The following is a 24,359-nucleotide window of genomic DNA, read 5'->3' as shown; positions in this document are numbered from 1 at the left end:
TCAGGCGAGCCAGGCCCGCAGCCGCCGCACCGCCTCGTGCGCCTCCCGCTCCCCGCCCGCGAAGGAGAAGCGCAGGTAGTGGTGGCCCTCGGCGGGATCGAAGTCGAGCCCCGGGGTGGCGGCGACGCCCGCTTGGTCGAGCATGCGGCGGCAGAAGGCGCCGGCATCGTTGGTGAGCCGCGCCACGTCCGCGTAGAGGTAGAAGGCGCCGTCCGCCGGATGCGCGTCGCCGAGGCCGAGGCCGGGCAGCTCGTTGAGGAGGAGCGCCCGCGCCCGGGCGTAGTCGGCCTTGACCGCCTCCAGCTCCTCGGTGGCGTCGAAGGCCGCGAGCGCCGCCACCTGCGACAGGTAGGGCGCCGAGATGTAGAGGTTCTGCGCCAGCCGCTCGATCGGCCGCACCAGGGCGTCCGGCACCACCATCCAGCCGATCCGCCAGCCGGTCATGCAATAATACTTCGAGAAGGAATTGATGATCACCGCGTCCGGGTCGCTCCGGAGCGCGGTCGCGGCCGGGACCCCGTAGGTGAGGCCGTGGTAGATCTCGTCGGACACGAAGGCGAGGCCGAGCGCCCGGCAGGTGCGGCCGAGTTCGGCGAGGTGGACCGGGTCGATCATGGTGCCCGACGGATTGGCCGGGCTCATCACCAGGAGGCCGGAGAGGGGCTGCGCCGCGTGGGCCTCCCGCACCATGGCGGCCGTCGGCACGAACCCGTCCTCCGCCCGCAGGCGCAGCGCCACCGGCGCGAGGTCGAGGGCCTCCAGGATGCTGCGATAGGCCGGGTAGCCCGGCGCCGTGATGGCGACGCGCCCGCCCGCGTCGAACAGCGCCAGGAAGGCGAGGACGAAGCCCGCCGAGGAGCCCGTGGTCACCACGACCCGCTCGGGCGGCACCGACACCCCGTAGGTCTCCGCGTAGTGGCGGGCGATGCGCTCGCGCAGGGGGGCGATGCCGAGCGCCTCCGTGTAGGGGATGCGGCCCTGCGCGAGGGCGGCCTGCGCGGCCAGGATCGCGGGACGCGGCGCGGGCGCGGAGGGCTGGCCGACCTCCATGTGCACCACCGCCTCGCCGCGCCGCTCCTTCACGGCGGCGGCGGCGAGCACGTCCATGGCCAGGAACGGGGCGACCCGCGCGGCGCGGCGGGAGAGGAGGGAATCGCTGGGCATGGGCGGTCCGGGTGGTGGGGCGCCCCGCACCGGCCGCCGGGGGCGCGCCGGGGAGGCGATCCGGGCAGATAGGGCGTTGGCGCGCGGCCGCGCAACTCCGCCCGCCGGCCCGGCGACGCGACCGTGATTTGCCGCACGCCGCGAAACCGCCTAACCACGCCAGTAGAGCGAGTCCGCGACGGAGCCGTCCGACGCAGGACGCTGGGCGCCCAAGGACGAAGACCCCAACGAGGACGATGATGCTGCCCCTCCCCCGCCTCCTGCCCGCCCTCGCCCTCACGGGGGCGCTCGCGATCGCCGCAGCCCCGTCCCGCGCCGAGGCGCCGATGACGGACGCGCAGCGCCAGGCCATCGAGGGCGTGATCCGCGACTACCTGCTGAAGAATCCCGAGATCCTGCAGGAGGCGATGACCGAGCTGGAGAAGCGCCAGCAGGAGGCGCAGCGCCAGGCCCAGGCCAGCGCCCTCAAGGAGACCCGCGACGTCCTGCACGATGCCGCGTCGAGCTACGTCGCCGGCAACCCGAACGGCGACGTCACCCTGGTCGAGTTCTTCGATTACAATTGCGGCTACTGCAAGCGGGCGCTCGGCGACATCCAGACCCTGATGAAGGCCGACCCGAAGCTGAGGGTGGTGCTGAAGGACTTCCCGGTGCTGGGTCCCGACTCGGTCGAGGCGAGCAAGGTGGCGCTGGCCGTCAAGCAGCAGCTCAAGGGCGACAAGCTGTTCGAGTACCACACCAGGCTGCTGGAGAGCCCCGGCCGCGTGAACGGCGACCGCGCCATCGCGCTGGCCAAGGAGATGGGCCTCGACGTCGCCCGCCTGCAGAAGGACATGCAGGCCCCCGCGGTGCAGGCCGCGCTGCAGGAGAATGTCGGGCTCGGCGACAAGCTCGGGCTCTCGGGCACGCCGGCCTTCATCATCGGCGAGGAGATCATCCCGGGCGCGGTCGGCGCCGAGCCGATCCGCAAGACCATCGCGGGCGTGCGCCAGTGCGGCCACGCGACCTGCTGAGGCGCGCTTCCGCTCTATCCCGTCCCCCCCCGATCGGCTAAGAGCGCGCTCGCGGCGGCCATGGCCGCCGCCGGTGCGGCGCGCGGCCAGCCCGCGCGAGGTCGCCGCGCGCCCTTTCGCCAACCCATTGATTGCAGCGCATGTCCAAGCACGATCCGTTCGATCCCGACCTGGTGCGCCAGCTCGCGACCCTGATCGCCGAGACCGACCTGACCGAGATCGAGGTCGAGAAGGGCGACCTGCGCATCCGCGTCGCCCGCGAGCGCGCCGCGGTGACCGCCCACCTGCCGGTCGCGGTCGCGCCCGCCCCCGTCGCGGCGCCGCCCCTTCCGGCCGCCTCCGTCCCGGCCGCCGCGGAGCCCGACCCGAAGGCCCTCGCGGCCCATCCGGGCGCGGTGCTCTCGCCGATGGTCGGCACCGCCTACCGGCGGCCCTCGCCGGAGGCCAAGCCCTTCGTGGAGGTGGGAACCCGGGTGGAGAGCGGCGCGCGCCTCCTCCTGGTCGAGGCCATGAAGACCTTCAACGACATCGTGGCGCCGCGGGCCGGCACCGTGACGGCGGTCTTCATCGAGGACGGCCAGCCGGTGGAGTTCGGCGAGCCCCTGCTGGTGATCGAGTGACGGCGCCCCGATGTTCGACAAGATCCTGATCGCGAACCGGGGCGAGATCGCACTGCGGGTCCTGCGCGCCGCCAAGGAGCTCGGCATCGCGACCGTGGCCGTGCACTCCACCGCCGACGCGGACGCCATGCACGTGCGGCTCGCCGACGAGAGCGTCTGCATCGGGCCGCCGCCCGCCCGCGACAGCTACCTCAACATCCCGTCGATCATCGCGGCCTGCGAGATCACCGGGGCGGACGCGGTCCATCCGGGCTACGGCTTCCTGTCCGAGAATGCCCGCTTCGCCGAGGTGCTCGGCCATCACCGCATCGCCTTCATCGGCCCGAAGGCGGAGCACATCCGGGTGATGGGCGACAAGATCGAGGCCAAGCGCACGGCGACCCGGCTCGGCATCCCCTGCGTGCCGGGCTCCGAGGGCGGCGTGTCCGACCCCGACGAGGCGCGGCGCGTCGCGGCCGAGATCGGCTACCCGGTCCTGATCAAGGCCGCCTCCGGGGGCGGCGGGCGCGGCATGAAGGTGGCGCGCAGCGAGGAGGACCTCGAGACGGCCCTCGCCACCGCCCGCATCGAGGCCAAGGCCGCCTTCGGCGACGACGCGGTCTACATCGAGAAGTACCTGGAGAAGCCGCGCCACATCGAGGTGCAGGTGCTGGGCGACGGGCGCGGCGGCGCGATCCACCTCGCCGAGCGCGACTGCTCCCTGCAGCGCCGGCACCAGAAGGTCTGGGAGGAGGGCCCCTCCCCGGCCCTCAACCCCGAGATGCGCGAGCAGATCGGCAGCATCTGCGCCCGCGCCATGCAGGAGCTCGGCTACACGGGCGCCGGCACGATCGAGTTCCTGTACGAGGACGGCGCCTTCTACTTCATCGAGATGAACACCCGGATCCAGGTCGAGCATCCGGTCACCGAGATGATCACCGGGATCGACCTCGTGAACGAGCAGATCCGGGTCGCCGCCGGGGCGCCCCTGTCCCTGCGCCAGGAGGACGTGCGGGTCGAGGGCCACGCCATCGAGTGCCGCATCAACGCGGAGCACCCGGCGACCTTCCGGCCCTCCCCCGGCACGATCACGTATTTCCACCCGCCGGGCGGGCTCGGCGTGCGGGTCGATTCCGCCGCCTTCCAGGGCTACCGGATCCCGCCCCACTACGATTCCCTCGTCGGCAAGCTCATCGTCCACGGCCGCACCCGCACCGAGTGCCTGATGCGCCTGCGCCGGGCGCTCGACGAGTTCGTGGTGGACGGGATCGACACCACCCTGCCGCTGTTCCGCACCCTGGTGCGCAACCCCGACATCCAGAACGGGTTGTACGACATCCACTGGCTGGAGGAATTCCTGAGGACCGGCGGACTCGACGTGGCCTGACGGGGCGGGACCCCGCTGGCGGGGCCGGAGCCCCCGCTGGCGGGGCCGGAGCCCCGCTTGCGGGGCCGGAGCCCGCGGCCATTTGCAAGGGCCGCCCGGCCCGTGGAGAATGCCCCCTCCTCTCGACCGGAAGCCCACGATGCACGGCAGCGTCTTCGTCGAGATCACGCCCGAGATCCTGCTCAAGGCCTACGCGGCGGGCATCTTCCCGATGGCCGAGGACGCCGACGACCCGGCGATCTACTGGGTGGAGCCGCGCGAGCGGGGCATCATGCCCCTCGACCGGTTCCACGTGTCGAGCCGGCTCGCCCGCACGGTGCGCTCCGACGCCGTCGAGGTCGCGGTCGACCGCGACTTCGACGCGGTGATCGCCGCCTGCGCGGCGCCGCGGCGCGACAGCGCCCGCACCTGGATCAACGGCCGCATCCGCGCCCTCTACGGCGAGTTGTTCGACCTCGGCTACTGCCACACGGTCGAGGTCTATGCCGGCACGCCGCGCAGCCTCGTCGGGGGGCTCTACGGGGTGGCGCTCGGGGGCGCCTTCTTCGGCGAGAGCATGTTCCACTTCGCCCGGGACGCCTCGAAGATCGCCCTCGTCCACCTCGCCGCGCGGCTCAGGCGCGACGGCTACCGCCTCCTCGACGCGCAATTCGTGACCAGCCACCTCGCGCAGTTCGGCGCCGTCGAGGTGCCGCGGCAGGTCTACAAGCGCCTGCTGCGCGAGGCGGTCGAGCACCCGGCGCGCTGGGACCCGGCCCCGCTCGCCGGGGCCGAGGCGGTGGCCTGGCTGGCGCGCCGCGAGCCGGGACGGTCCGGGCCGGGATAATCCGGCAATTCGGCCGAACAAATCATCCCAAAAAAAGCTCCGCCGGCGGTGAGACATCGGCGGAGCAGGTCATCGACTGTGCCGAGAGCGGACCCGGCCCGACAAGAGTGGCACGCGATCCCGCGCTTGTACAGGGATGACCGTGGGGGAGCGGCGACCGGGGCGGGATCGGATCGCTCACTCTTCGAGACCGAGCAGCTGGAAGCTGGTGCGCAGTTCCTCCGACATGGGCAGGTTGAGCCGCGCGCCGTTCGGCAGCCGCTTGAGGAACCACCGCTCGTAGAGCCAGCGCAGCTCGCGGGTGCCGGCGAGGCGCGCGAAGGCGGCGTCGACCACGCCCGCGAGCGCCGGGTCGTCCTTCCGGAACATGATGCCGTAGGGCTCGAAGGAGAGCTTGTCGGGCAGCACCGTGAAGCCCCGGCCCGCCTCGCCCGCCGCCGCGATCAGCCCGGAGAGGAGCACGTCGTCGAGCGCGAAGGCGTCGGCGCGCCCCTCCCGCAGCAGGGCGAAGGACTCGGCGTGGTCGCGCCCGGTCAGGACCTGCGCGTCGAGCCTGAGCCGCGCCAGGAGCGCGCGCAGCGCCGTCTCGTTGGTGGTCCCGGCCGTGACGACGACGCGCTTGCCGGCGAGGTCGCGGTAGGAGGCGATGGCCGAGCCCCGCGGCACCAGGAGCGTCGTCGCGCTCACGAAGGTGACGGGCGAGAAGGCGACGCTGCGCCGCCGCTCGGCATTGGCGGTGGTCGAGCCGCATTCGAGGTCGATCTCCCCCGAGAGCAGGGCCGGGATGCGGCTCTCCGAGGTGACCGGGACGAAGCGGATCCGCAGGTCGTCGCGGCCGATCGCCCGGCCGATCTCGTCGACGATCTCCTGGCAGAGGTCGATGGCGTAGCCGACCGGGCGCCCCTCGCCCCGCCCCTCCTCGACGAACGAGAAGGGGATCGAGCTCGTGCGGTAGCCGATCGCGACGACGCCGCTCGTCGCCGCCTTCCGCAGGGTCCCGGTCAGCACCTCGACGGCGCGGGCCGGCGCCGCGGCGGCGAGCGCCCCGGCCAGGAGGGCCGTCAGCGCGAGGGCGCGAAGCCTCCTCATGATCACTCGGCCGGCTCGGGCAGCGGGCTGACGTCGCGGTCGAGGCGCTGGTCGCTCCGGCTGAGCTGGCCTTCCCACTTGGCCACCGCGACCGTGGCGACGCTGTTGCCGAGCACGTTGGTGGCCGAGCGGCCCATGTCGAGGAACTGGTCGATGCCGATGATCAGGAGCAGGCCCGCCTCCGGGATCTGGAAGGTCGAGAGGGTCGCCGAGATCACCACCAGCGACGCGCGCGGCACGCCCGCCATGCCCTTCGAGGTCACCATCAGCAGGAGCAGCATGGTCAGCTGCTGGCTCAGCGTGAGCGGGATGTTGTAGGCCTGCGCGATGAACATGACCGCGAAGGTGCAGTACATCATCGAGCCGTCGAGGTTGAACGAGTAGCCCATCGGCAGCACGAAGCTGGTGATGCGGTTGGGCACCCCGAAGCGCTCGAGGTTCGAGAGGGTCTTGGGGTAGGCCGCCTCGCTCGACGCGGTCGAGAAGGCGAGCACGAAGGGCTCCTTGATCAGGTCGAGCAGGCGCCGGATGCCGCCCCCGCCGACCAGGGCGAAGCCGGCCAGCACCAGCAGGCCCCAGAGCACCGCGAGGCTGAGGTAGAACTCGACCATGAACTTGCCGTAGGTGACGAGCACGCCGAGGCCCTGGGTGGTGATGGTGGCGGCGATGGCCGCGAACACCGCCACCGGCGCGAACATCATCACGTAGCCGGTGATCTTCAGCATCACGTCGGCGAGGCCCTCGATCCCGTGGGCGAGCGCGTGGCCCTTCTCGCCGAGGGCCGCGAGCGCCACCCCGAAGAAGACCGAGAAGACCACGATCTGCAGGATCTCGTTGTTGGCCATCGCCTCGACGGCGCTCTTCGGCACCAGGTGGGTGACGAATTCCTTCAGGGAGAGCGAGGCGGCCTTGAGGTTGGTCGAGGCCCCGGCATCCGGCAGCGGAAGGTTGAGCGCCTCGCCGGGGCGCAGCAGGTTCACCATCACGAGGCCGAGGAGCAGCGAGCAGAGCGAGGCGCCCACGAACCACAGCAGCGCCTTGCCGCCGACCCGGCCCACCGCTGCCGTATCGCCCATGTGGGCGATGCCGACCACCAGCGTCGAGAACACCAGCGGGGCGATGATCATCTTGATCAGCCGCAGGAAGACGTCACTGATCAGGGAGATGTAGCCCGATATCTCCTTCGACGTCTGCGGATCCGGCCAGGTGATGCTGCACGCGTAGCCGACCGCGATGCCGAGCAGCATGCCGATGAAGATGTAGGTGGTCAGGCGTGAGGATCGCATCGGGTCCCTCCCGGACACGGCCGCGCGGGGTGCGGAGCGTGACTTCAACCCAGAGTTCCAGCAAGGCGCGCACCAGACGGTAATCGCGGCTGTGCTGCGGAGTTCCTGAGCCGGGAGGGGCGCGGTCTCGGAGCGCCCGCCGGTCCCCGGGCGCGGCGTCGGCGGCAGGCGCCCGGGACGGGGATGCCGGAGGAAGGCCGGCGCGCGGCGCCGGCCTGCCGCGCCGTCACATGTTGACGTAGTTCGGCCCGCCCGGACCTTCCGGCGTCACCCAGTCGATGTTCTGGTTCGGGTCCTTGATATCGCAGGTCTTGCAATGGACGCAGTTCTGCGCGTTGATCTGGTAGCGTGGCGCGCCGCCCTCCTCGATCCACTCGTAGACGCCGGCCGGGCAGTAGCGGGCCGAGGGGCCGCCGAAGACGTCGTGCTCCGAGCGCTTCTGCAGCTCAGGATCCTTGACCTGGAGGTGGACCGGCTGGTCCTCCTCGTGGTTGGTGTTCGACAGGTAGACCGAGGAGAGCCGGTCGAAGGTCAGGACCCCGTCCGGGCGCGGATAGGTGATCGGCTTGACGTCCTTGAGCGGCTTGGTGCAGGCGTAGTCCGGCTTGCCGTGGCCGAGCGTGCCGAACAGCGACAGGCCGGCGAGCTCGTTGAGCCACATGTCGATCCCGCCGAGCCCGACCCCGACCAGCGTGCCGTACTTCGACCAGAGCGGCTTGACGTTGCGCACCCGCTTGAGGTCGTAGCCGATCTCGCTGTCGCGCCAGCCCCGATCGTAGGCGGTGATCTCGTCCTGGCGCCGCTCCGCCGCCACGGCCTCGTGCAGGGCCCTGGCGGCCAGGATCCCCGACAGCAGCGCGTTGTGCGAGCCCTTGATGCGCGGCACGTTCACGAACCCCGCCGAGTCGCCGACGAGGCAGCCGCCCGGGAAGACGAGCTTCGGCACCGATTGCCAGCCGCCCTCCATGATCGCGCGGGCGCCGTAGCCGATGCGCTTGGCGCCCTCGAACACCTCGCGGATCATCGGGTGGGTCTTGAAGCGCTGGAACTCCTCGAACGGCGACAGGGTCGGGTTCTCGTAGTTCAGGTGCGTGACGAAGCCCACCGAGACGAGGTGGTCGTCGAAGTGGTACAGCCAGGAGCCGCCGCCCGCCCGGTTCGGCAGCGGCCAGCCCATCGTGTGCTGGACGAGGCCGGGCCGGAACTTCTCAGGCTTGACCTGCCAGAGCTCCTTCACCCCGAGCCCGTACTTCTGGTGGTCGGAGTGCTGGTTGAGCTTGTAGCGGTCGATGACGCGCTTGGTCAGCGAGCCGCGGGCGCCCTCGGCCAGGACCGTGTAGCGGGCGCGCAGCTCCATGCCGCGGGTGAAGTCGTCGCGCGGCTCGCCGCTCCTGGCGACGCCGAGGTCGCCGGTCGCCACCCCCACCACGGCGCCCGCCTCGTCGAACAGCACCTCGGCGGCCGGGAAGCCCGGATAGATCTCGACGCCGAGCTCCTCCGCCTTGCGGCCGAGATACTTGGCGACGTTCGAGAGCGACCCGACGAAGTTGCCGTGGTTGGACATCAGCCGCGGGAAGGCGATGTTCGGCAGGCTGATGCCGCCCGCCGGCCCCAGGAACATGAACTCGTCCTTGACGACCTCGGTCCTGAGCGGCCGGTCGGGATCCTGGCGCCAATCCGGCAGCAGCCGGTCGAGTCCGATCGGGTCGATCACCGCGCCCGAGAGGATGTGCGCGCCGACCTCGCCGCCCTTCTCCACCACGACCACCGACACGTCGGTGCCGGCCTCGGCGGCGAGCTGCTTCAGGTGGATCGCCGTCGCGAGCCCCGCCGGGCCTGCCCCCACGACGACCACGTCGAAGTCCATCGCCTCGCGTTCCGGCAAGTCCATCCCCGTCCTCCTTCGCGCCCCTCATCCCGCGGGAGCGAGATGGTTCACATATAAACCAGATAGGTCGGGCTCAAGCGGTCCGCACTGGCCGGACCGTGCGACGCCGCGCCCTCCGGCGCAAGCCGACCAAGGACGTGGCGCGCGCCGTGCCGCAGGCGGCCGCGTCGCGAAGACCGTTGTCCACAGGCGGGCGGCTCGCCACATCTCTCCCATGACGGACGACCGCGACCTCCTCGCCTACCTGGATTTCCACGTCGCGGCGGGCGTCGACGCGGCGCTGGACGAGGCGCCGCACGACCGCTTCGCGGAGAGCGCCTCCCGCGGCCGGCCGGCCTCCGAGTCTCGCCCGGCGCCCGAGTCTCGTCCGGCCCCCGAGCCTCGTCCGACCCCCGAGTCTCGTCCGACCCCCGAGCCTCGCCCGGCGGCCGAGCCCGTCCCGGCGCCGGCCGCCGCGCCGCGCCCGCCCGCCCGGGCCAGCACCTTCGGCCGCTCGGCCGCGGCCGAGCCCGGGGAGGCGGCCGGGGACGCCCGGGAGCTCGCCCGCACGGCCGCCACCCTGGAGGAGCTGGAGCAGCTGCTCGCCCGCTTCGAGAGCTGCCCGCTGCGCTTCACGGCCAAGAACCTCGTCTTCGCGGACGGGGAGCCCACCGCGCGGGTGATGTTCGTCGGCGAGGCGCCCGGGGCCGACGAGGACCGGGTCGGCAAGCCCTTCATGGGGCGCTCGGGCCAGCTCCTCGACCGGATGATGGCGGCGATCGGGCTCGACCGCACGAACGCCTATGTGGGCAACGTCGTGCCCTGGCGCCCGCCGGGCAACCGCAACCCGACCCCGCAGGAGATCGCCACCTGCAAGCCCTTCATCGAGCGGCAGATCGCCCTGGCCGACCCGGACATCCTGGTCTGCCTGGGCGGCGTGGCGACCCAGACGCTCGCCGCCACCAAGGACGGGATCCTCAAGTCCCGCGGGCGCTGGTTCCCCTACCGCACGGAGCGGCGCGAGATCCGGCTGCTCGCGACGCTGCACCCGGCCTACCTGCTGCGCCAGCCCCTGCAGAAGCGCCTCGCCTGGCGCGACTTCCGGGTCCTGCGCGCCGCGCTCGACGCCCGGGCCTAAGCGGAACCGTGTTGGGCGGCGTCGATTACTCTTGAGCCCGGGGGCCGGCCCGCGTAGCCGTCCTGCCGGAACCGACGGGTGACGGATCATGCGCTGGGAAGATTTTCGGACCTCCGAGAACGTCGAGGACCGCCGCGGCGAGGGAGGGGCGGCTTCGGCTTCCCCGGCGGCGGGGCGGGCGGCCTCGGCATCGGCACCATCGTGATCCTGTGCATCATCGGCTGGGTCACGGGCATCAACCCGTCGATCCTGATCGGCGGGGCCGAGATGATGAACCGGCCGCGCGCGCCGCAGGAGCAGCGCTCGGACGCGCAGCGCCGCACCGGCGCGCCCACCGACCAGACCGGCCGCTTCGCCGCCAACATCCTCGGCAACACCGAGGATGTCTGGAAGGAGGTGCTGCCGAACCAGACCGGGCGCCCCTACACGCCGACCACGATGGTGCTCTACCAGGGCGGCACGCGCAGCGGCTGCGGCCAGGCCCGGGCCGCCATGGGGCCGTTCTACTGTCCCCTCGACAAGAAGGTCTATCTCGACACCACCTTCTTCAAGGAGATGGAGACGAAGTTCCGGGTCAAGGGCGACTTCGCCTACGCCTACGTGATCGCGCACGAAGTCGGCCACCACGTGCAGGACGTGCTCGGCATCCTGCCGAAGGTGCAGAAGCGCCAGCAGCAGCTCGACGAGCGGAGCGCCAACCAGCTCTCGGTGCGGGTCGAGCTGATGGCCGATTGCCTCGCGGGCGTCTGGGCCAAGAACTCGGACGAGCGCTTCAACGCCCTGCAGGAGGGCGACATCGAGGAGGCGATGGCGGCCGCCAACGCCATCGGCGACGACCGCCTGCAGAAGCAGAGCCAGGGCTACGTGGTGCCGGATTCCTTCACGCACGGCTCCTCGGCCCAGCGCATGCGCTGGTTCCAGACCGGCTTCCGCAGCGGCCAGACGCAATCCTGCGACACGTTCCGCGCGGCGCAGCTCTGAGGACGCGGTCGCCGGGAGGGCGCGGGAGCCTCGCCCGGACCCGGCGCGCGTCGGCGACACGGATCATCCCCAAGGATCACCGCCATGGCCCTCGACACCGGCCGTCCCTTCATCCCGCTGCGGATCGCCGTCCTCACCGTCTCGGACAGCCGCAGCCTCGCCGAGGACCGCTCGGGCGACACCCTGGTCGGCCGCCTGACCGAGGCCGGCCACGGCCTCGCGGCCCGCGCGATCGTGCCGGACGAGGTCGAGGCCATCCGGGCGCAGGTGCGGGCCTGGATCGCCGATCCCGCCGTGGACGCGGTCATCACCACCGGCGGCACCGGCTTCACCGGCCGGGACGTGACGCCCGAGGCCCTGGAGCCCCTGTTCGAGAAGCGCATGGACGGCTTCTCGGCGATCTTCCACCGCATCTCCTACGACAAGATCGGCACCTCGACCCTGCAGTCGCGGGCGACCGCGGGGGTGGCGGGCGCCACCTACATCTTCGTGCTGCCGGGCTCGCCCGGGGCCTGCCGGGACGCCTGGGACGGCATCCTGGCCGCCCAGCTCGACTACCGCCACCGTCCCTGCAACTTCGTCGAGATCATGCCGCGCCTGGACGAGCACCTGCGGCGCGGCGCCGGCTGACCCGCGGCGCTCCGCCCCGGCGCCGGAGCCTCGCGTCGCGATCAGGAACCCGGAGCAGGACCCGGCGGCGGCGCGAGCCGATCCTCCCCGAGAGCAGCACCCGATCACGTTGCAATCAGGTGCTGCTCTCGATCTTTGATCTTGCCGCATTTTCTGCGACGAACCGGCATCCACTTCGTCGGAAAATGCTCTAGTCGCGCACCAGCGCGCCGCCGAGGCGCCGCACCGGCCTGCGGCCCGCGAAGGGCAGCCCGGCCGCGAGCGCGCCGCGCCGCACCACGTCCCCGGCCCGCACCCGCCGGGTGCCCGCCAGCGCCTCGATCCGGGCGGCGAGGCGCTGGGGTAGCGGCGCGTGGGCGCGCCGCATCCGCCCGACCAGGAGGTCGGGCGCCGCCGTCCCGGTGAAGCGGTCGAGGGTGCGGATCCAGCCCTCCGCCGGCAGGTCGCCCGCCTCCAGGCAGAGCAGCCAGGTCCGGCGCGCCACCGCGGCCGCCGCGGCCCAGGGGTCGGCGCCCCGCGCCACCAGGGTGGCGCCGGTGCGGTCGGCCACCAGGGCGAGGTCGTGGTCCGCCGCGTCGGCCGCCACGATCACCGCGTCGCCGACCACGCCGGCCGCCACCCCCTCCACCAGCGCCGACAGGGTGTCGGCCAGCGCCTCGATGGCGCCGGGCCGCCCCGATTCGACGACGTGGATGACGGCCGTGATCATGGCGCGCCCTTAACCTACGCGACGTCCGGCGTCCTGCCTCGATGCGCGGCATTTGCGCGTGTTCGCTGTTTGTTCTAGAGGGAGCGGTCGGAAACGGGCGGGGAGAGGGCCGTGGCCGGGACGGAGGGGGTGATCGGGGCGACCCGCGCGCGCGGGAGGAGCTGCGCCTCGCCGCGTCGACCCCGGCGGCCGCGCGCCGCCGCGGCCGGGGGCCACCGCCAACCCGACCGGCCGCTTCGAGCCGGCGCGCCGCGAGGCCTTCGCGGATGGCTGGGAGCCCGACGAGGACCTGCCGCCCCTGCGCACCGAGGTGATGCTCGAGCGGGCGCGCACGATCATCACCCGCAACGATTCGCCCGACATCGGGTTCGACCGCTCGATCAACCCCTACCGGGGCTGCGAGCACGGCTGCGTCTACTGCTTCGCCCGGCCGAACCACGCCTATGCGGGGCTCTCGCCGGGGCTCGACTTCGAGACGAAGCTCTTCGCCAAGCCGAACGCGGCCGACCTGCTCGCGCGGGAGCTCTCGGCCAAGGGCTACCGCCCGCGCGTGATCGCCCTCGGCACCGCCACGGATCCCTACCAGCCGATCGAGCGGCGCCACCGCATCACCCGGGCGGTGCTGGAGGTGCTCGACCGGTTCAACCACCCGGTCGGGATCGTCACCAAATCCGACCTCGTGCTGCGCGACCTCGACCTGCTGCGGGCGATGGCGGCGAGGGGCCTCGTCCGGGTCGCCGTCTCGGTGACGACGCTCGACGGCGATCTCGCGCGGCGCATGGAGCCCCGCGCGCCCCGCCCCGGGAAGCGGCTCGCCGCGATCCGGGCGCTCGCGGCGGCCGGCATCCCGGTGGCGGTGCTGATGGCGCCCCTGATCCCGGCCCTCAACGACCACGAGATCGAGGCGGTGCTCGCCCGCGCCCGCGAGGCCGGGGCCACGGAATGCGCCGGCGTGCTCCTGCGGCTGCCGCACGAACTCGCCGACCTCGTCCGCGACTGGTTCGCCGCGCATTACCCGGGACGGGCGGCGCGGAGCTTCGCGCTCCTCGGCGAGGCGCGGGGCGGGCGGGCCTACGACGCGACCTTCGGCCGGCGCTTCACCGGCACCGGTCCCTACGCGGAGCTGCTGGCCGAGCGGGTGCGCCGGGCGGCCCGCCGCCTCGGCTACGGCGAGGGCCGCGCGCCCCTGCGCACGGACCTCTTCGCCGTGCCCGCGCCCGAGGGCGGGCAGTACCGGCTGTTCTGAGTCGGCGGGCGGCGCCGGCCCGCGGGGCCGCACCGACGCCACGGTGGCCGCGAGCCTAACCTATTTGGCGTATGGTAGCGTTTCGTAACCCGAACTAACTTTCTGTATCGGAGTGAATTCCAACGTTCTTTGGCTGGGGCTTGCCATGATGCAGCAGCATGACGGATGCGGCCATGCCCAGCACCATCATATTTGAAGCAATCAAGAGCGCGTCCTGCGGCACGACGGAAGACTCGCAGCTGGTCTGGGCCGATCGTGCCCTGGTCGCCCTGCTGGTTCCGGCAGGAATGCGGTGGTACCTGCAGATGGGTCTCGGACCTTGCGACCGGGAAGGTCTTCTGTTCGACACGCTCGAGGCGGCCAGGGACTGGGTCCAATCCTGCCTCGACGGCGGTGCAATCAGAACTGCCAATTGAGCGGAAGCCCGGACCCCCGCCCTGGGCGGTGCGAAATCGCACAGGCGGTCAGTCGACTTTTCAAGCCAAGCGACTAGCTGTTGTCCTGATGAGACTTGGGGGACTCAAGTGCTAGTCGGGACGCCTCTTCTGAAGGCGCTTGACCGTATATGCTGCGGTGGCGTCGTCATTTCGACGAGCGGTAAGGTTCTGGCCGTCAATGAGGTCGCCCGGAAGATATTGGATCAGGAGACGCGCAGCGTCATCGGACTGCATTTCGACTGCGATATCAGCGGGCGCGACGCCATAAAGCAGCTGCTGTCGCGCGGCAAGACACGGGTGCAACTTGAAAGTGAGAGCTGGGTGCTGATTGATCGCCCAGGCCAGCGTCCGCTGATCATGCACGCGACGCCCGTTCCGGTGCTCGGGGAGGATGGGCCGCACTCGGTGCTGATCCTGGTGGACCTCGACGACAGCACCCGCCCGAGCACGGCGGCCCTGGAGCGGATCTTCGGACTCACGCCCGCCGAGGCGCGCCTCGCGGTGAAGCTCACGCGCGGCGACACGCTGGCCGAGATCGCCGAGCAGCACGGCCTGAGCGTCCACACGGTGCGCACCCAGCTCGCCGCCGTCTTCAGCAAGACGAATACCAGCCGGCAGGCCGAGCTGGTCGCGCTGGCCCTGCGCCTGTCGATCCTGCCCTGATCCGGGATCCGGTCGATCCAGGCGGATCCCGGATCACGCGCGCGGCGCTTGAGCGAGGCCCACATCCGCCATCCCGAAGGGATCAAGCGGATCACCAGCCCGCGCGGCGCCTGAGCGAAGCCCACATCCGCCATCCCGAAGGGATCAAGCGGATGTGGGATGAGAGGGCGACGATCGCTCGACGCCCGGCGCCCCCGTCCGGCTCGGCTCTGTCCCGAAGGCGAGAGCGTGGGGCGGGACAGGCGTGGCAGCCACATCCCCCCTGGTGATCAGAGTTCCGAAGGCGGTGCGCGATCGCGTTCACGGACGGAATCCGGCGCCGTTGCCGGACCGCTGCGCGGCGCGCCCTGCATGAGGGGGACGGATGCATCGTTCTCGGCCTCCGCGCCCCCTCCCGGAGCGCCCGCCCCCCGGCCGGCCGGGCGTCGGATCACTCGTCCTCCGGCAGGACCGCCGCGTCGGACAGCGCCACGATGCGCCGGTCGAGGGAGGCGATGGCCTGATCCGCCGCCCGGCCCCGCCCCGCCCGGCACTGCGCCTGCGCGGCCCGATAGTCGAGCAGCAGGGCGTTGAAGTCCGACTGGCCCGGTGCCGCGGCGACGCGGGCGCGGCGGGCGATCTCGCGCTCGAACCAGGGCCGCACGTGGTGCTCCATCGCCGCGCAGGGCTCCGGGAACCGGAGCCCGGCGGTGGCCTCGGAGACCGGCGGAGCGAGCAGCATCGTGGCCCAGAAGGCGGCGGTGGCGAGCGCGAGGGCCGACCCGGACACGCTCAGGACGGTTCGCCCGCGGCGCTCCTCCGGGGTGACCGGGCAGGGCGGCTGCCAGGCGAGCCGAACCGGCACCGGGCCGCGCTCCGGGTAGCAGTGGGAGATGTGGGACGAGCCGTCGCGATGACGGTGGAAGATGGGCGTCTGCACCGCGCGTCCTCCCTCGATCAGGTCCGCCGCCACGATCCCGCCCGGAGGGGGCCGGCCCCGCGGGACGGGGCGGACCGGTGGTGGTCGCGGCTGCGGATCGGCGGCGGGTGAGCGGGCGCGGTCCCCGCCGCGCTCCGGTCGCGCTCGGCGACCGTCTCACCCGCCCGGTCCCCGGCCTCGCGCAACGGTGCGGTCCGGCCGTGGGAATGCTCATTGGGATGGCACCGAAATCGAACGAAGTAAAGCGTCCAGTCGCCGCAGCGCCATATTGGCAGCGGTTGCCTCGTGTCCGCCCTCGAATGAAATACGGGAGCGTCATCCATTTGGATGAGGGACGGAAACGATTTGCCGATGACAGGTGCCTGACGGATGCGCAGCTGGCAGCGGTGACGACACCAGCGTCGGATGCGGGGCGGGCGCGGCTCAGCCGAGTTCGGTGAATCCCCGATCGATGCCGAGCTCGGCCGCGAGCCAGCGCGCGAAGGTGCGCAGCGGCGCGCGCCGCCGGGTGGCGGCCGGGAAGACGAGGTGGTGGCCCACATAGGTGACGTCCCGGGCGCGGTCCCGGAGCGGGGCGACGAGCCGCCCGCTCGCGAGCTCGCGCTCGGCGAGCAGGGTCGATTCGAGGGCGACGCCGAGCCCGTCCGCCGCCGCCGCGATGGCCAGGAAGCTGCGGTCGAAGCGCACGCCGAGGGGCCGCGGCGCCGGCAGGTCGTTGCGGGCGAACCAGAACGGCCAGCGCACGAGCTTGTTGTCGCTTTGGATCAGCACCTCGCCGAGGAGGTCGGCGGGCTCGCGGATGCGGGCCGCCCGGACGGGGTCGCAGAGGGGCATCACCGTCTCGGTGCAGAGGGGGACGACCACCAGCCCCTCCCCGCGCGGGGGGCCGTAGACGATGTCGGCGTCGAACTCGTCGGTGGTGAAGCGGGCGTAGTCCATGCCCGCGGCGAGGCGCACCTCGAAGCCCGGATGGTCGGCGAGGAAGCGGGCGAGGCGCGGCGTCAGCCACTGCGCGGCGAAGCTCGGGGCGCAGTGCAGGCGCAGGAGCTGCGGCCCCCTCGTCGCCACGAGGTCGAGGCCCCGGTGCAGTTCCTCGAAGGCGCGGCCGACATGCTCCAGCAGGGCCTCGCCCGCCGGCGTCAGCGAGACCCCCTGCCCCGCCCGCTCGAACAGCGCGACGCCGAGCGCCTCCTCCATCTTGCGGATCGCGTGGCTGACCGCGCTCGCCGTCAGGTTCAGTTCAGCCGCCGCGGCCTTGAAGGAGCGGCGCCGCGCGGCGGCCTCGAAGGACCGGACGGCGGAGAGGGGCACCGGGAGCGTCATGCGGCGACGATGGGCCCGCGCCCGCGCGCTGACAACGGCTCCGCCCCATGGAGGTTGTGACAAGCGCGGCGGATCGGGGTATGCGGGGCGAGAACGCTCCCCGAAGGGGATGCCGGTGCGGCGACGGGGCGCGCGAGACATCAGTGACGGGGGAGGCGCGGCCGGGTGCGGCGGCTGCGGCCGCTTCTCCCGCGACGCGAGGGACCCGATGACGACGACCGAGCGCTCCGACCCCGCCATCCGGCACGACTGGACCGTCGCGCAGGTGCAGGCGATCCACGACATGCCGCTCCTCGACCTCGTGCACCGGGCCTCCCTCGTCCACCGGGCGCATCACGACCCTTCGGACATCCAGCGGGCGAGCCTGCTCTCGATCAAGACCGGCGGCTGCCCGGAGGATTGCGGCTACTGCTCGCAATCGGCCCACCACAAGGAGACCGGCGTCGCCCGCCAGCGCCTGATGCCGGTCGAGGCCGTGCTGCGCGAGGCCGCGGCGGCCAAGGCGGCGGGCGCCACCCGCTTCTGCATGGGCGCGGCGTGGCGCAGCCCGAAGGACGGCCCGGATTTCGACGCGGTGCTCGCCATGGTGCGGGGCGTGCGCGGCCTCGGGATGGAGGCCTGCGTCACCCTCGGCATGCTGACGCCCTCCCAGGCCGAGCGCCTCGCCGAGGCGGGGCTCACCGCCTACAACCACAACCTCGATACCGGCCCGGACTACTACGACAAGATCGTCTCGACCCGCAGCTACGAGGACCGGCTCGCGACGCTCCAGGCGGTGCGGGATGCCGGGATCGGCGTCTGCTGCGGCGGCATCATCGGGATGGGCGAGGGCGTGACCGACCGGGTGGCGATGCTGCAGGTGCTCGCCAACCACGCGCCGCACCCGGAGAGCGTGCCGATCAACGCGCTCGCGGCGGTGCCGGGGACGCCGCTCGGCGAGCGCCCGCCGGTCGATCCCTTCGAGATGGTGCGGATGTGCGCGACCGCCCGCATCGTGATGCCCCGCGCCCGGGTGCGGCTCAGCGCCGGGCGCCGGGCGCTGTCCCGGGAGGCGCAGGTGCTCTGCTTCCTGGCGGGCGCGAACTCGATCTTCTACGGCGAGCGCCTGCTCACCACCGCCAATACCGACGCGGACGCGGACGCGCAGCTCCTGCGCGACATCGGCGTGCCGGTGCCGGCGATCTCGGCGCTCGAGGCGGCGGAGTAGCCCGGGCGGCGCCCCGGGGCCGCCCGGCTCAGGGGCTCGGCTTGCCGGCGGCGACCGAGGCCGCGGGCGGGGGCGTGGTCCCGGTCACGTCGGGCTGGAGCAGCGAGACGGTGATCGCCCGGGTGACGTGCTCGGCCATGCAGCGCTGGCCGAGATCCGCGAGCCGGAAGCCGCTGCCGAGCAGCCCGTCGCCCTTGGCGTGCAGCGCGAGGTAGCGCATCGCCTCGAAGCGCAGGACGAGCGGCACCTGCTTCTCGGCGGCCACGCGCTGGATCGCGCGCACGAAGCTGTTGTAGTAGTCGTCCTGCGCCAAGCTCGCGGTGTATTGCGGATCCACCAGCACGACGTCGATGTCGTGCGACTTGATCCAGTCGATCGTGTCCGCCAGGGAGGACGCGAAGGCCTCGACGTCGACCCGGGCGAGCGCGTCGTTGCTGCCGACCTGCCAGACCACGAGGTCGGGCTCGATCTCCGCCACGATGTTGCGCACCCGCTCGGTGGCGCCGTAGGTGATCTCGCCCGGCAGGCCGCGGCTGTCCACGTCGACGGTCACGTCCGGCAGGGATTGCTCCAGGGCCGATTCGAGCTTCACCGGGTAGGTGACGGCCCCGAGCCCGCCCGAGGTCGAGCCGAGCGAGAGGACGTGGATCGCCCGCTGCTCCCGCAGGGCCTTCTTGACGGCCCGGAGCTTGGCCAGGGTGTAGAGCTTGGAGCCGGGGACCCGGCACTCGGGCGACAGGCTCGGGTCCGGCACGTCGGGGCCGGGCGCCACCACGGTCGCGGCCGATCCCGGCCGCGGGGGCTGCTGGGCCTGGGCGGCGGCCGTGCCGAGCCCGACGAGCCCGAACCAGCAGGTCAGGCCGATGCGGGCGACCGAGGGGAGCGCGAGCGCCATTCCACGAACCATGCAGTGAACGCGAGTACAAACAGCCCCGATCCTACGACAAGAACATCGACGGCGAAACCGCCTCCGGTCCAGAACCTGACGAGTTGCGCCGCGAGGCTGCAGATCGACCCGACCGAGAACACCGCGAGGGAGTTGCGGCCCAGGGCGGCGAGCTGGCGCCCGAGCCAGGGGAGCCGGGCGTAGATCCACTCGAATGCGCCCTGGAAGGTCAGCAGCACGCCGATGAAGTGGATGAGTCGGGCCGGCGGCTGGTAGGACTTGTCGAAGGTGAAGAGGAGCCGCGGCTCGGGCACGAGGAGCGGGTCGGGCCGGATGTGGAACCACGCCAGCACCGCCCCGATCACCACGACCGCGATCCCGAGCGGGCGCAGGCGGCGGCGCCAGACCTGGAAGCTCTCCGATTCGCGCCGCCACTCGTGGGCCAGGAAGCCGAGCACCAGCAGCAGCTGCCAGCACAGGGGGTTGAAGAACCAGTGCCCCTCCCCCGGCCAGGACGGCAGGTTGATCTCCCAGACCAGCGCCGCGAGGTAGAGGGCGAGGGAGGCGGCGAGCGCCAGCGGCCGGCTCAGCCGCGCCGCGAGCACGAAGAGCGGCGCGAGCCCGAGCAGCACCACGTAGAGCGGCAGGATGTTGAAGAACCCGAGCTGGTGCAGGAGGGTGACCCAGCCGAGGGTGGTCTGGACCGGGTCGGTGAAGACCGGCCCGGCATTGTGCCACTCGAGCAGGAGCGGGTTGTCGAGGAGGAGGGCCGCCGCCGCCAGCATGGCGAGGGCGAGGGCCGTGATGACGATCTGCGCCCGGTAGACCTCGACCATGCGCGAGAGCAGGCGCAGCAGCGTGCGGCCGGCCGGCTCCAGCGCGCCGCTGCGGCCCCGGATCGCGATCCCGATCGACCAGCCCGCAAGGAACACGAACAGCTCGGCCGCGTCCGAGGTCCCGTACTGCGAGTAGGTGAAGCTCTCGAAGACGTTGCCGGGGATGTGGTTGATGAAGATGGTGATCAGGGCGAGGCCGCGCCAGAAGTCGATTGCGTTCGGGTCGCGCGCCATGCCGGTCCAGTCCTCGCCCTCTCGCGTCGCCGCGTCCGGCCCCGCCCGGGCCGGCGGGGCGACCGGAGCCCGCGCCGCAGGCCGGCGCGGTGCGCTTCCTCACTTGACGATTCGGTCGAGCCGGTTGTTGACGAAGAAATACAGCTCCTTTCCGCCGGGCTCCGCGTAGAGCACCTGCACCTCGCGCTGGCCCCGCCCGCTCTCGCCGACGAGCACGTCGGTCGGGGGCGCGCCCTTGAGCCGGACCAGCTCGCACTCGCCGATGCCCGGCGCGATCGCGGCGGCGCCCGCCGGCACCGGTCCCGTGCAGGTGCCGTCCGGAGCCAGCACCGGCCCCGCATAGGCGGGCGGGGCGGGCGGCGCGATCGCCGCCGCGGGGGCCGCCCGGTCGGGGTTGCCGCCGCAGCCAGAGAGCAGGGCCGCGCCGATCGCGGCCAGCGCCCGGCCCCGTCCCCGGCGGCTTCGTCCCCGGATCCTCGTCATCGTCCCTCGCCGCTTCCCTGCCGCGCCGCCAGCGCCGCCTCGTAGAGGCGCAGCGCCTCGCCCCGGAGCGCCGCCCGCGAGGCCTGGCGGGAATAGAACATGTGGCCGCCCGGGAAAACCGCCAAGCTGAGCCGTTGGCCCGGACCGTAGGCGGGGATCTGGTCGAGGATGAGCCGCGAGGCGAAGTAGGGCGTGACGAGGTCCGTGTAGCCGTGCGCGACCAGCACCCGCAGCGACCCGTCGAGGGCGAGGGCCTGCCTGAGGTCGCTCACCACCTCCGGCGGGGTGCGGCCGGAGCCCCAGTTCCACTGGCGGTTCACGCCGGTGCTGAGCAGCTCGTAGCGCAGATTCGTCACCCGCCAGTTCAGGGTGCGGGCGGTGAGGTCGACGATCGCGCTCGAGAGGGGCGCCTGCATGGCGGAGAGGAGCGGGTCCTCGAAGCCCGCATGGGCCGCGTTCGGCTCCGGGTCCCAGCCGGTGACGCCGGTGTCGTAGGCGCTGGCGACGCGCCCCTCCGCCCGGCCGCTCTCGCGCTGGTAGCTGCCGGTCGAGATCCGCCCGGCCTGCCGCCGCACCAGGTCCGGGTCGAGCCCGGTGAGCGCCGCGACCCGGCGGGCGAGCCGGTCGCGCGCCGCGCCGTCCCGCGGCCCGCGCAGTAGGTCGCTCAGGTACTCGCCGGTGGCGTAGGATTCGGCCTCCGCCAGCGCCCCCGGGTCCGGGCTGCCGCCGCGGCGCTCGATGGCGGCGGCGGCCAGGGAGGGCAGCCGGGTGACGTCGCCGAGGGGATTGTGCCGCGGCGGCTGAAGCCAGCCGAAATCGAGCACGGGCGAGAGCAGAACGAGGCCCGAGAGGCCGACCCCGACGTCGTCCTGGAGCTTGCGGGCGATGAGCGGGCCGCGGAAGCCGCCGTAGCTCTCCCCGAGGTAGAATTTCGGCGAGGTCAGGCGGTCGTTGGTGCGCAGCCAGCGGGCGATCGCCGCGGCGAGGACCGAGGCGTCCGCATCGACCGAGAAGTAGCGCTTGGCGTCGTCCCCGGCCGCCCGGCTGTAGCCGGTGCCGACCGGATCGAGGAAGACGAGGTCGGTGAAGTCGAGCCAGGTCTCGTCGTTGGGCAGCGGCACCGGCGCCGCCGAGGGGCTGATGCTCGGCCCGTCGAGGGGCAGGCGCCAGGGGCCGACCGCCCCGAGATTGAGATAGGCGGAGGCCGCGCCGGGACCGCCGTTGAGCGCGAAGGTGACGGGCCGCGTCGCCCGCGGGCGCTCCGGCAGGGTGAAGGCCGTGAAGGCGATCTCGGCCTGGAGCTTGCCGGCCTCGTCGACGAGGGCGAGGCTGCCGGCCGTGGCCGTGAAGGCGAGGCTGCGCCCGTCCGAGAGGGCGAGGCTGTGCTGCGTCACCGCGTCGGGGGCAGCCTGCGCCCCTCGGGCGGGCGGGACTCGGACGGGCGGGACTCGGACGGGCGGGACTCGGGCGCGCGCGATTCCTGCGCGCGCGGGTCCTGCGGCCGCGGCTGCTGCGCGAGCGAGGGGCCGGGCGCTGCCGCGGCGAGCGCGGCGAGCAGCATCAGGATGCGGATCATCGGGTGTCCTCCGGGGCGGTCCTCATACCCGATCCGATAGACCCCCTCGGGATGGCGGATCGGGGCTTCGCTCACGCGCCGGGCGGGCGCGGGATCCGGGATCCGCTTCGATCGAGCGGATCCCGGATCAGGCCTTCTTCTGCCAGCGGCCGGTCTCGTCCTGCTGCCAGTAGGCGACGCTGTGCCCGGCCTCCTTGGCGGCGCGCCACTGCTCGCGGGCCAGGAGCAGCGCCTCCTGGTCGCTGCCGTCGAACAGGACGCAGATGCGCTCGTAGCGTCCCGCATCGGCGGGCAGGGCGGCGCCCTCGACCAGGAAGCGGATCGTGGCGCCGTTCGGGTTCGCGTCGCGCAGGGTGAGCACGACGGGCTGCGTGCCGGCGTCGGGTTCGCGGTCGGTGCCGTGGGGCAGGAAGCTCTCCTCCGAGAAGGTCCAGAGGTGGTCGTCGAGGGCGGCCAGCCGCTCCTCGCTCGCCGCCTGCACGACGACGCGCCAGCGCCGCTCCAGGGATTTCTCCAGGAGGTTCGGCAGCACCGATTCGAGGGGCTGGCGCTGCATGTGGTAGAAGAGAATCTCGGTCACGCCGGCAAGATAGGGTGCGGGCGTGGCGGGGTCAGGGCGCGATCACGTGCGGCACGAAGCGCGCCCGGTTGCCGGTGATGAGGTCGCGGCTCGCGCGCAGGCACAGGCCCGACGGCGCCTCGCCGATGATCCAGCTCCCGGCGAGCACCCGCTCGCCCGCGAAGGCCGGCAGGTCGACCAGCGCCTGGCGGACGTGGCCCTCCGCCCCGTAGGGTCCCTCCTCGCGGGCCAGCACGGCGCCGTCGCGCACCATCAGCACGTTCGCCCCCTCCCGCGACAGGATCGGCTTCTTCACGAAAGTCCGGCCGAGGGACGCCTTGGCGGGATCGTCCTCGAAGTAGCACGGGAGCAGGTTCGGGTGGCCGGGCGCGAGGCGCCAGAGATGGGGCAGCAGGCCCTTCGTCGAGAGCACGGCCTTCCAGGGCGGCTCCAGGAAGCGGGTCGGCGTGCCCGGCAGCGCCGCCCCGAAGGCGTCCCGGAAGGCCCATTCCCAGGGATAGAGCTTGAACAGGGTGCCGAGCGCCTCGCCGAGCCCGTCCGAGAAGGCGCCGTCCTCGCGCAGCGACACCGAGGCGAGGGGCACGAAGCGGGTGGCGAGCCCCGCCTGATGGGCGCAATCCTGCAGGTAGGCGACGGTGCCGCGGTCCTCGGGCGCGTCGGGCATGCAGGTGAAGGCGACCGGCCCCCCGATCGCCGAGAAGCGGGCGATCAGCCGCTCGTGGACCGCGTTGAATTGATCGCTGCCGGGCGGCAGCAGGCCCCGCGCCAGCAGATCCTCCAGCCACAGCCACTGGAAGACGCCCGTCTCGTAGAGGGCGGTCGGCGTGTCGGCGTTGTATTCCAGGAGCTTCGCCGGGCCGGTGCCGTCATAGGCGAGGTCGAGGCGGCCGTAGAGGGAGGGGTCGCCCCGCCGCCAGCTCTCGCGCACCGCGTCGAAGGCCGCTTCGGGCAGGCCCAGGGAGGCGAGGATTGCCTCGTCCGCGACCGCGCGGGCGACGAAGTCGAGGCAGAGCGCGTGGAGCTCCGCGCTCGGCGCCTCGATGTCGCGCTCGATCTGGTCGAGGGTGAAGGCGTAGGCGTGGCTCTCGTCCCAGTAGGGCTCGTCCGCGAAGGTGTGGAAGGCGAAGCCCGCCGCCGCGGCCCTGTCGCGCCAATCCGGCCGCTCGCCGAGGTCGAGGCGGCGCATCAGGCCCCTCCCCCGCCGGATCCTCCCCCGTGCCCCCGGCCACCGCGCGGCCGGTGCCGCCGAATCCCCGCTCGCCACCACCCGGGGCGTCGTC

The 24,359-nt window shown here is 72.6% G+C and carries 21 protein-coding genes and 3 pseudogenes; 11 read left to right on the top strand and 13 right to left on the bottom strand.

All coding sequences use genetic code 11. From position 1 onward, the window contains the following. A complete protein-coding gene (locus tag QA634_RS27345) occupies positions 1-1,164 on the bottom strand; it encodes a pyridoxal phosphate-dependent aminotransferase (RefSeq protein ID WP_012335129.1) in 1,164 nt (387 codons plus the stop codon). Positions 1,165-1,403: 239 nt separating this feature from the next. Here QA634_RS27345 and QA634_RS27340 point away from each other — a divergent pair, with 239 nt between their 5' ends. The 4 genes from QA634_RS27340 (at position 1,404) to aat (ending at position 4,989) form a co-directional block, all read left to right on the top strand. Next, positions 1,404-2,177 carry a DsbA family protein gene (locus tag QA634_RS27340; protein ID WP_012335128.1) on the top strand — a complete coding sequence of 258 codons (774 nt, stop codon included), beginning with the start codon at positions 1,404-1,406 and terminating at the stop codon, positions 2,175-2,177. A gap of 140 nt (positions 2,178-2,317) precedes the next feature. Beyond that, entirely contained in the window at positions 2,318-2,797 is a 480-nt protein-coding gene (gene accB, locus QA634_RS27335; protein WP_012335127.1) for an acetyl-CoA carboxylase biotin carboxyl carrier protein, read from the top strand. A gap of 10 nt (positions 2,798-2,807) precedes the next feature. Continuing rightward, entirely contained in the window at positions 2,808-4,163 is a 1,356-nt protein-coding gene (gene accC / locus QA634_RS27330; protein WP_012335126.1) for an acetyl-CoA carboxylase biotin carboxylase subunit, read from the top strand. Between the two features lie 139 nt (positions 4,164-4,302). After that, a complete protein-coding gene (gene aat / locus QA634_RS27325) occupies positions 4,303-4,989 on the top strand; it encodes a leucyl/phenylalanyl-tRNA--protein transferase (protein WP_012335125.1) in 687 nt (228 codons plus the stop codon). A gap of 177 nt (positions 4,990-5,166) precedes the next feature. Here aat and QA634_RS27320 read toward each other — a convergent pair whose 3' ends face one another. The 3 genes from QA634_RS27320 to QA634_RS27310 form a co-directional block, all read right to left on the bottom strand. Beyond that, the gene (locus QA634_RS27320; protein WP_198293015.1) at positions 5,167-6,078 is read right to left on the bottom strand and encodes an amino acid ABC transporter substrate-binding protein; all 912 of its coding nucleotides are present in this window, start codon (positions 6,076-6,078) and stop codon (positions 5,167-5,169) included. A gap of 2 nt (positions 6,079-6,080) precedes the next feature. Then, positions 6,081-7,364 (bottom strand): dicarboxylate/amino acid:cation symporter, encoded by a 1,284-nt coding sequence (locus QA634_RS27315; protein WP_012335123.1) that lies wholly within the window; start codon positions 7,362-7,364, stop codon positions 6,081-6,083. A gap of 226 nt (positions 7,365-7,590) precedes the next feature. Then, positions 7,591-9,255, bottom strand: a complete 1,665-nt coding sequence (locus tag QA634_RS27310) for an electron transfer flavoprotein-ubiquinone oxidoreductase (protein WP_012335122.1) — start codon at positions 9,253-9,255, stop codon at positions 7,591-7,593. Between the two features lie 211 nt (positions 9,256-9,466). On the opposite strand from QA634_RS27310, the gene QA634_RS27305 reads away from it, so the two are divergent. The 3 genes and pseudogenes from QA634_RS27305 to moaB all read left to right on the top strand — a co-directional run bounded on the left by QA634_RS27305 (position 9,467) and on the right by moaB (position 11,980). After that, entirely contained in the window at positions 9,467-10,369 is a 903-nt protein-coding gene (locus tag QA634_RS27305) for a uracil-DNA glycosylase (protein ID WP_012335121.1), read from the top strand. Positions 10,370-10,457: 88 nt separating this feature from the next. Then, positions 10,458-11,350: pseudogene (ypfJ, locus tag QA634_RS27300) on the top strand (KPN_02809 family neutral zinc metallopeptidase). A gap of 84 nt (positions 11,351-11,434) precedes the next feature. Further along, positions 11,435-11,980: a molybdenum cofactor biosynthesis protein B gene (gene moaB / locus QA634_RS27295; protein WP_012335119.1), complete on the top strand. Its 546-nt coding sequence runs from the start codon at positions 11,435-11,437 to the stop codon at positions 11,978-11,980. A gap of 190 nt (positions 11,981-12,170) precedes the next feature. Here the strand turns inward: moaB and QA634_RS27290 are convergent, their stop codons facing one another. Continuing rightward, a complete protein-coding gene (locus QA634_RS27290) occupies positions 12,171-12,689 on the bottom strand; it encodes a hypothetical protein (protein ID WP_012335118.1) in 519 nt (172 codons plus the stop codon). A gap of 41 nt (positions 12,690-12,730) precedes the next feature. Here QA634_RS27290 and QA634_RS27285 point away from each other — a divergent pair. From QA634_RS27285 to QA634_RS27275, 3 genes and pseudogenes are all read left to right on the top strand, one after another. Next, positions 12,731-13,935, top strand: a pseudogene (locus tag QA634_RS27285) (PA0069 family radical SAM protein). A gap of 173 nt (positions 13,936-14,108) precedes the next feature. Next, complete coding sequence (locus QA634_RS27280) at positions 14,109-14,351, top strand: hypothetical protein (RefSeq protein ID WP_265576426.1); 243 nt, start codon at positions 14,109-14,111, stop codon at positions 14,349-14,351. Between the two features lie 108 nt (positions 14,352-14,459). Next, positions 14,460-15,035 carry a helix-turn-helix transcriptional regulator gene (locus QA634_RS27275; RefSeq protein ID WP_012335115.1) on the top strand — a complete coding sequence of 192 codons (576 nt, stop codon included), beginning with the start codon at positions 14,460-14,462 and terminating at the stop codon, positions 15,033-15,035. Positions 15,036-15,465: 430 nt separating this feature from the next. Here the strand turns inward: QA634_RS27275 and QA634_RS27270 are convergent, their stop codons facing one another. Together QA634_RS27270 and QA634_RS27265 are read right to left on the bottom strand one after the other, a co-directional pair. Continuing rightward, on the bottom strand, positions 15,466-15,954 hold the full coding sequence (locus QA634_RS27270; protein ID WP_236728718.1) for a hypothetical protein: 489 nt from the start codon (positions 15,952-15,954) through the stop codon (positions 15,466-15,468). A 423-nt stretch (positions 15,955-16,377) separates the two neighbouring features. After that, positions 16,378-17,277, bottom strand: a complete 900-nt coding sequence (locus tag QA634_RS27265) for a LysR substrate-binding domain-containing protein (RefSeq protein WP_012335113.1) — start codon at positions 17,275-17,277, stop codon at positions 16,378-16,380. Positions 17,278-17,485: 208 nt separating this feature from the next. On the opposite strand from QA634_RS27265, the gene bioB reads away from it, so the two are divergent. Next, the gene (gene bioB / locus QA634_RS27260; protein WP_012335112.1) at positions 17,486-18,484 is read left to right on the top strand and encodes a biotin synthase BioB; all 999 of its coding nucleotides are present in this window, start codon (positions 17,486-17,488) and stop codon (positions 18,482-18,484) included. A gap of 28 nt (positions 18,485-18,512) precedes the next feature. On the opposite strand, the gene QA634_RS27255 is transcribed toward bioB, so the two are convergent. The 6 genes and pseudogenes from QA634_RS27255 to QA634_RS27230 form a co-directional block, all read right to left on the bottom strand. Continuing rightward, on the bottom strand, positions 18,513-19,379 hold the full coding sequence (locus QA634_RS27255) for an SGNH/GDSL hydrolase family protein (RefSeq protein WP_012335111.1): 867 nt from the start codon (positions 19,377-19,379) through the stop codon (positions 18,513-18,515). Next, positions 19,340-20,440, bottom strand: a complete 1,101-nt coding sequence (locus QA634_RS27250) for an OpgC family protein (protein ID WP_012335110.1) — start codon at positions 20,438-20,440, stop codon at positions 19,340-19,342. Before QA634_RS27250 ends, QA634_RS27255 begins: the two co-directional genes overlap by 40 nt. A gap of 99 nt (positions 20,441-20,539) precedes the next feature. After that, on the bottom strand, positions 20,540-20,923 hold the full coding sequence (locus QA634_RS27245) for a hypothetical protein (protein ID WP_012335109.1): 384 nt from the start codon (positions 20,921-20,923) through the stop codon (positions 20,540-20,542). Beyond that, positions 20,920-22,499, bottom strand: a pseudogene (locus QA634_RS27240) (S10 family peptidase). The gene QA634_RS27245 and the pseudogene QA634_RS27240 overlap by 4 nt, the downstream one beginning before the upstream one ends. A gap of 127 nt (positions 22,500-22,626) precedes the next feature. Further along, positions 22,627-23,079: a DNA polymerase III subunit chi gene (locus QA634_RS27235; RefSeq protein ID WP_012335107.1), complete on the bottom strand. Its 453-nt coding sequence runs from the start codon at positions 23,077-23,079 to the stop codon at positions 22,627-22,629. A gap of 31 nt (positions 23,080-23,110) precedes the next feature. Next, entirely contained in the window at positions 23,111-24,265 is a 1,155-nt protein-coding gene (locus tag QA634_RS27230) for a glutathionylspermidine synthase family protein (protein ID WP_012335106.1), read from the bottom strand. Between the last annotated feature and the right edge of the window lie 94 nt (positions 24,266-24,359).

The organism is Methylobacterium sp. CB376, from assembly GCF_029714205.1.
GTDB lineage: Bacteria > Pseudomonadota > Alphaproteobacteria > Rhizobiales > Beijerinckiaceae > Methylobacterium.
Note: the sequence above shows the minus strand (reverse complement) of the source record. Positions and strands in the feature narration are given on the sequence as shown.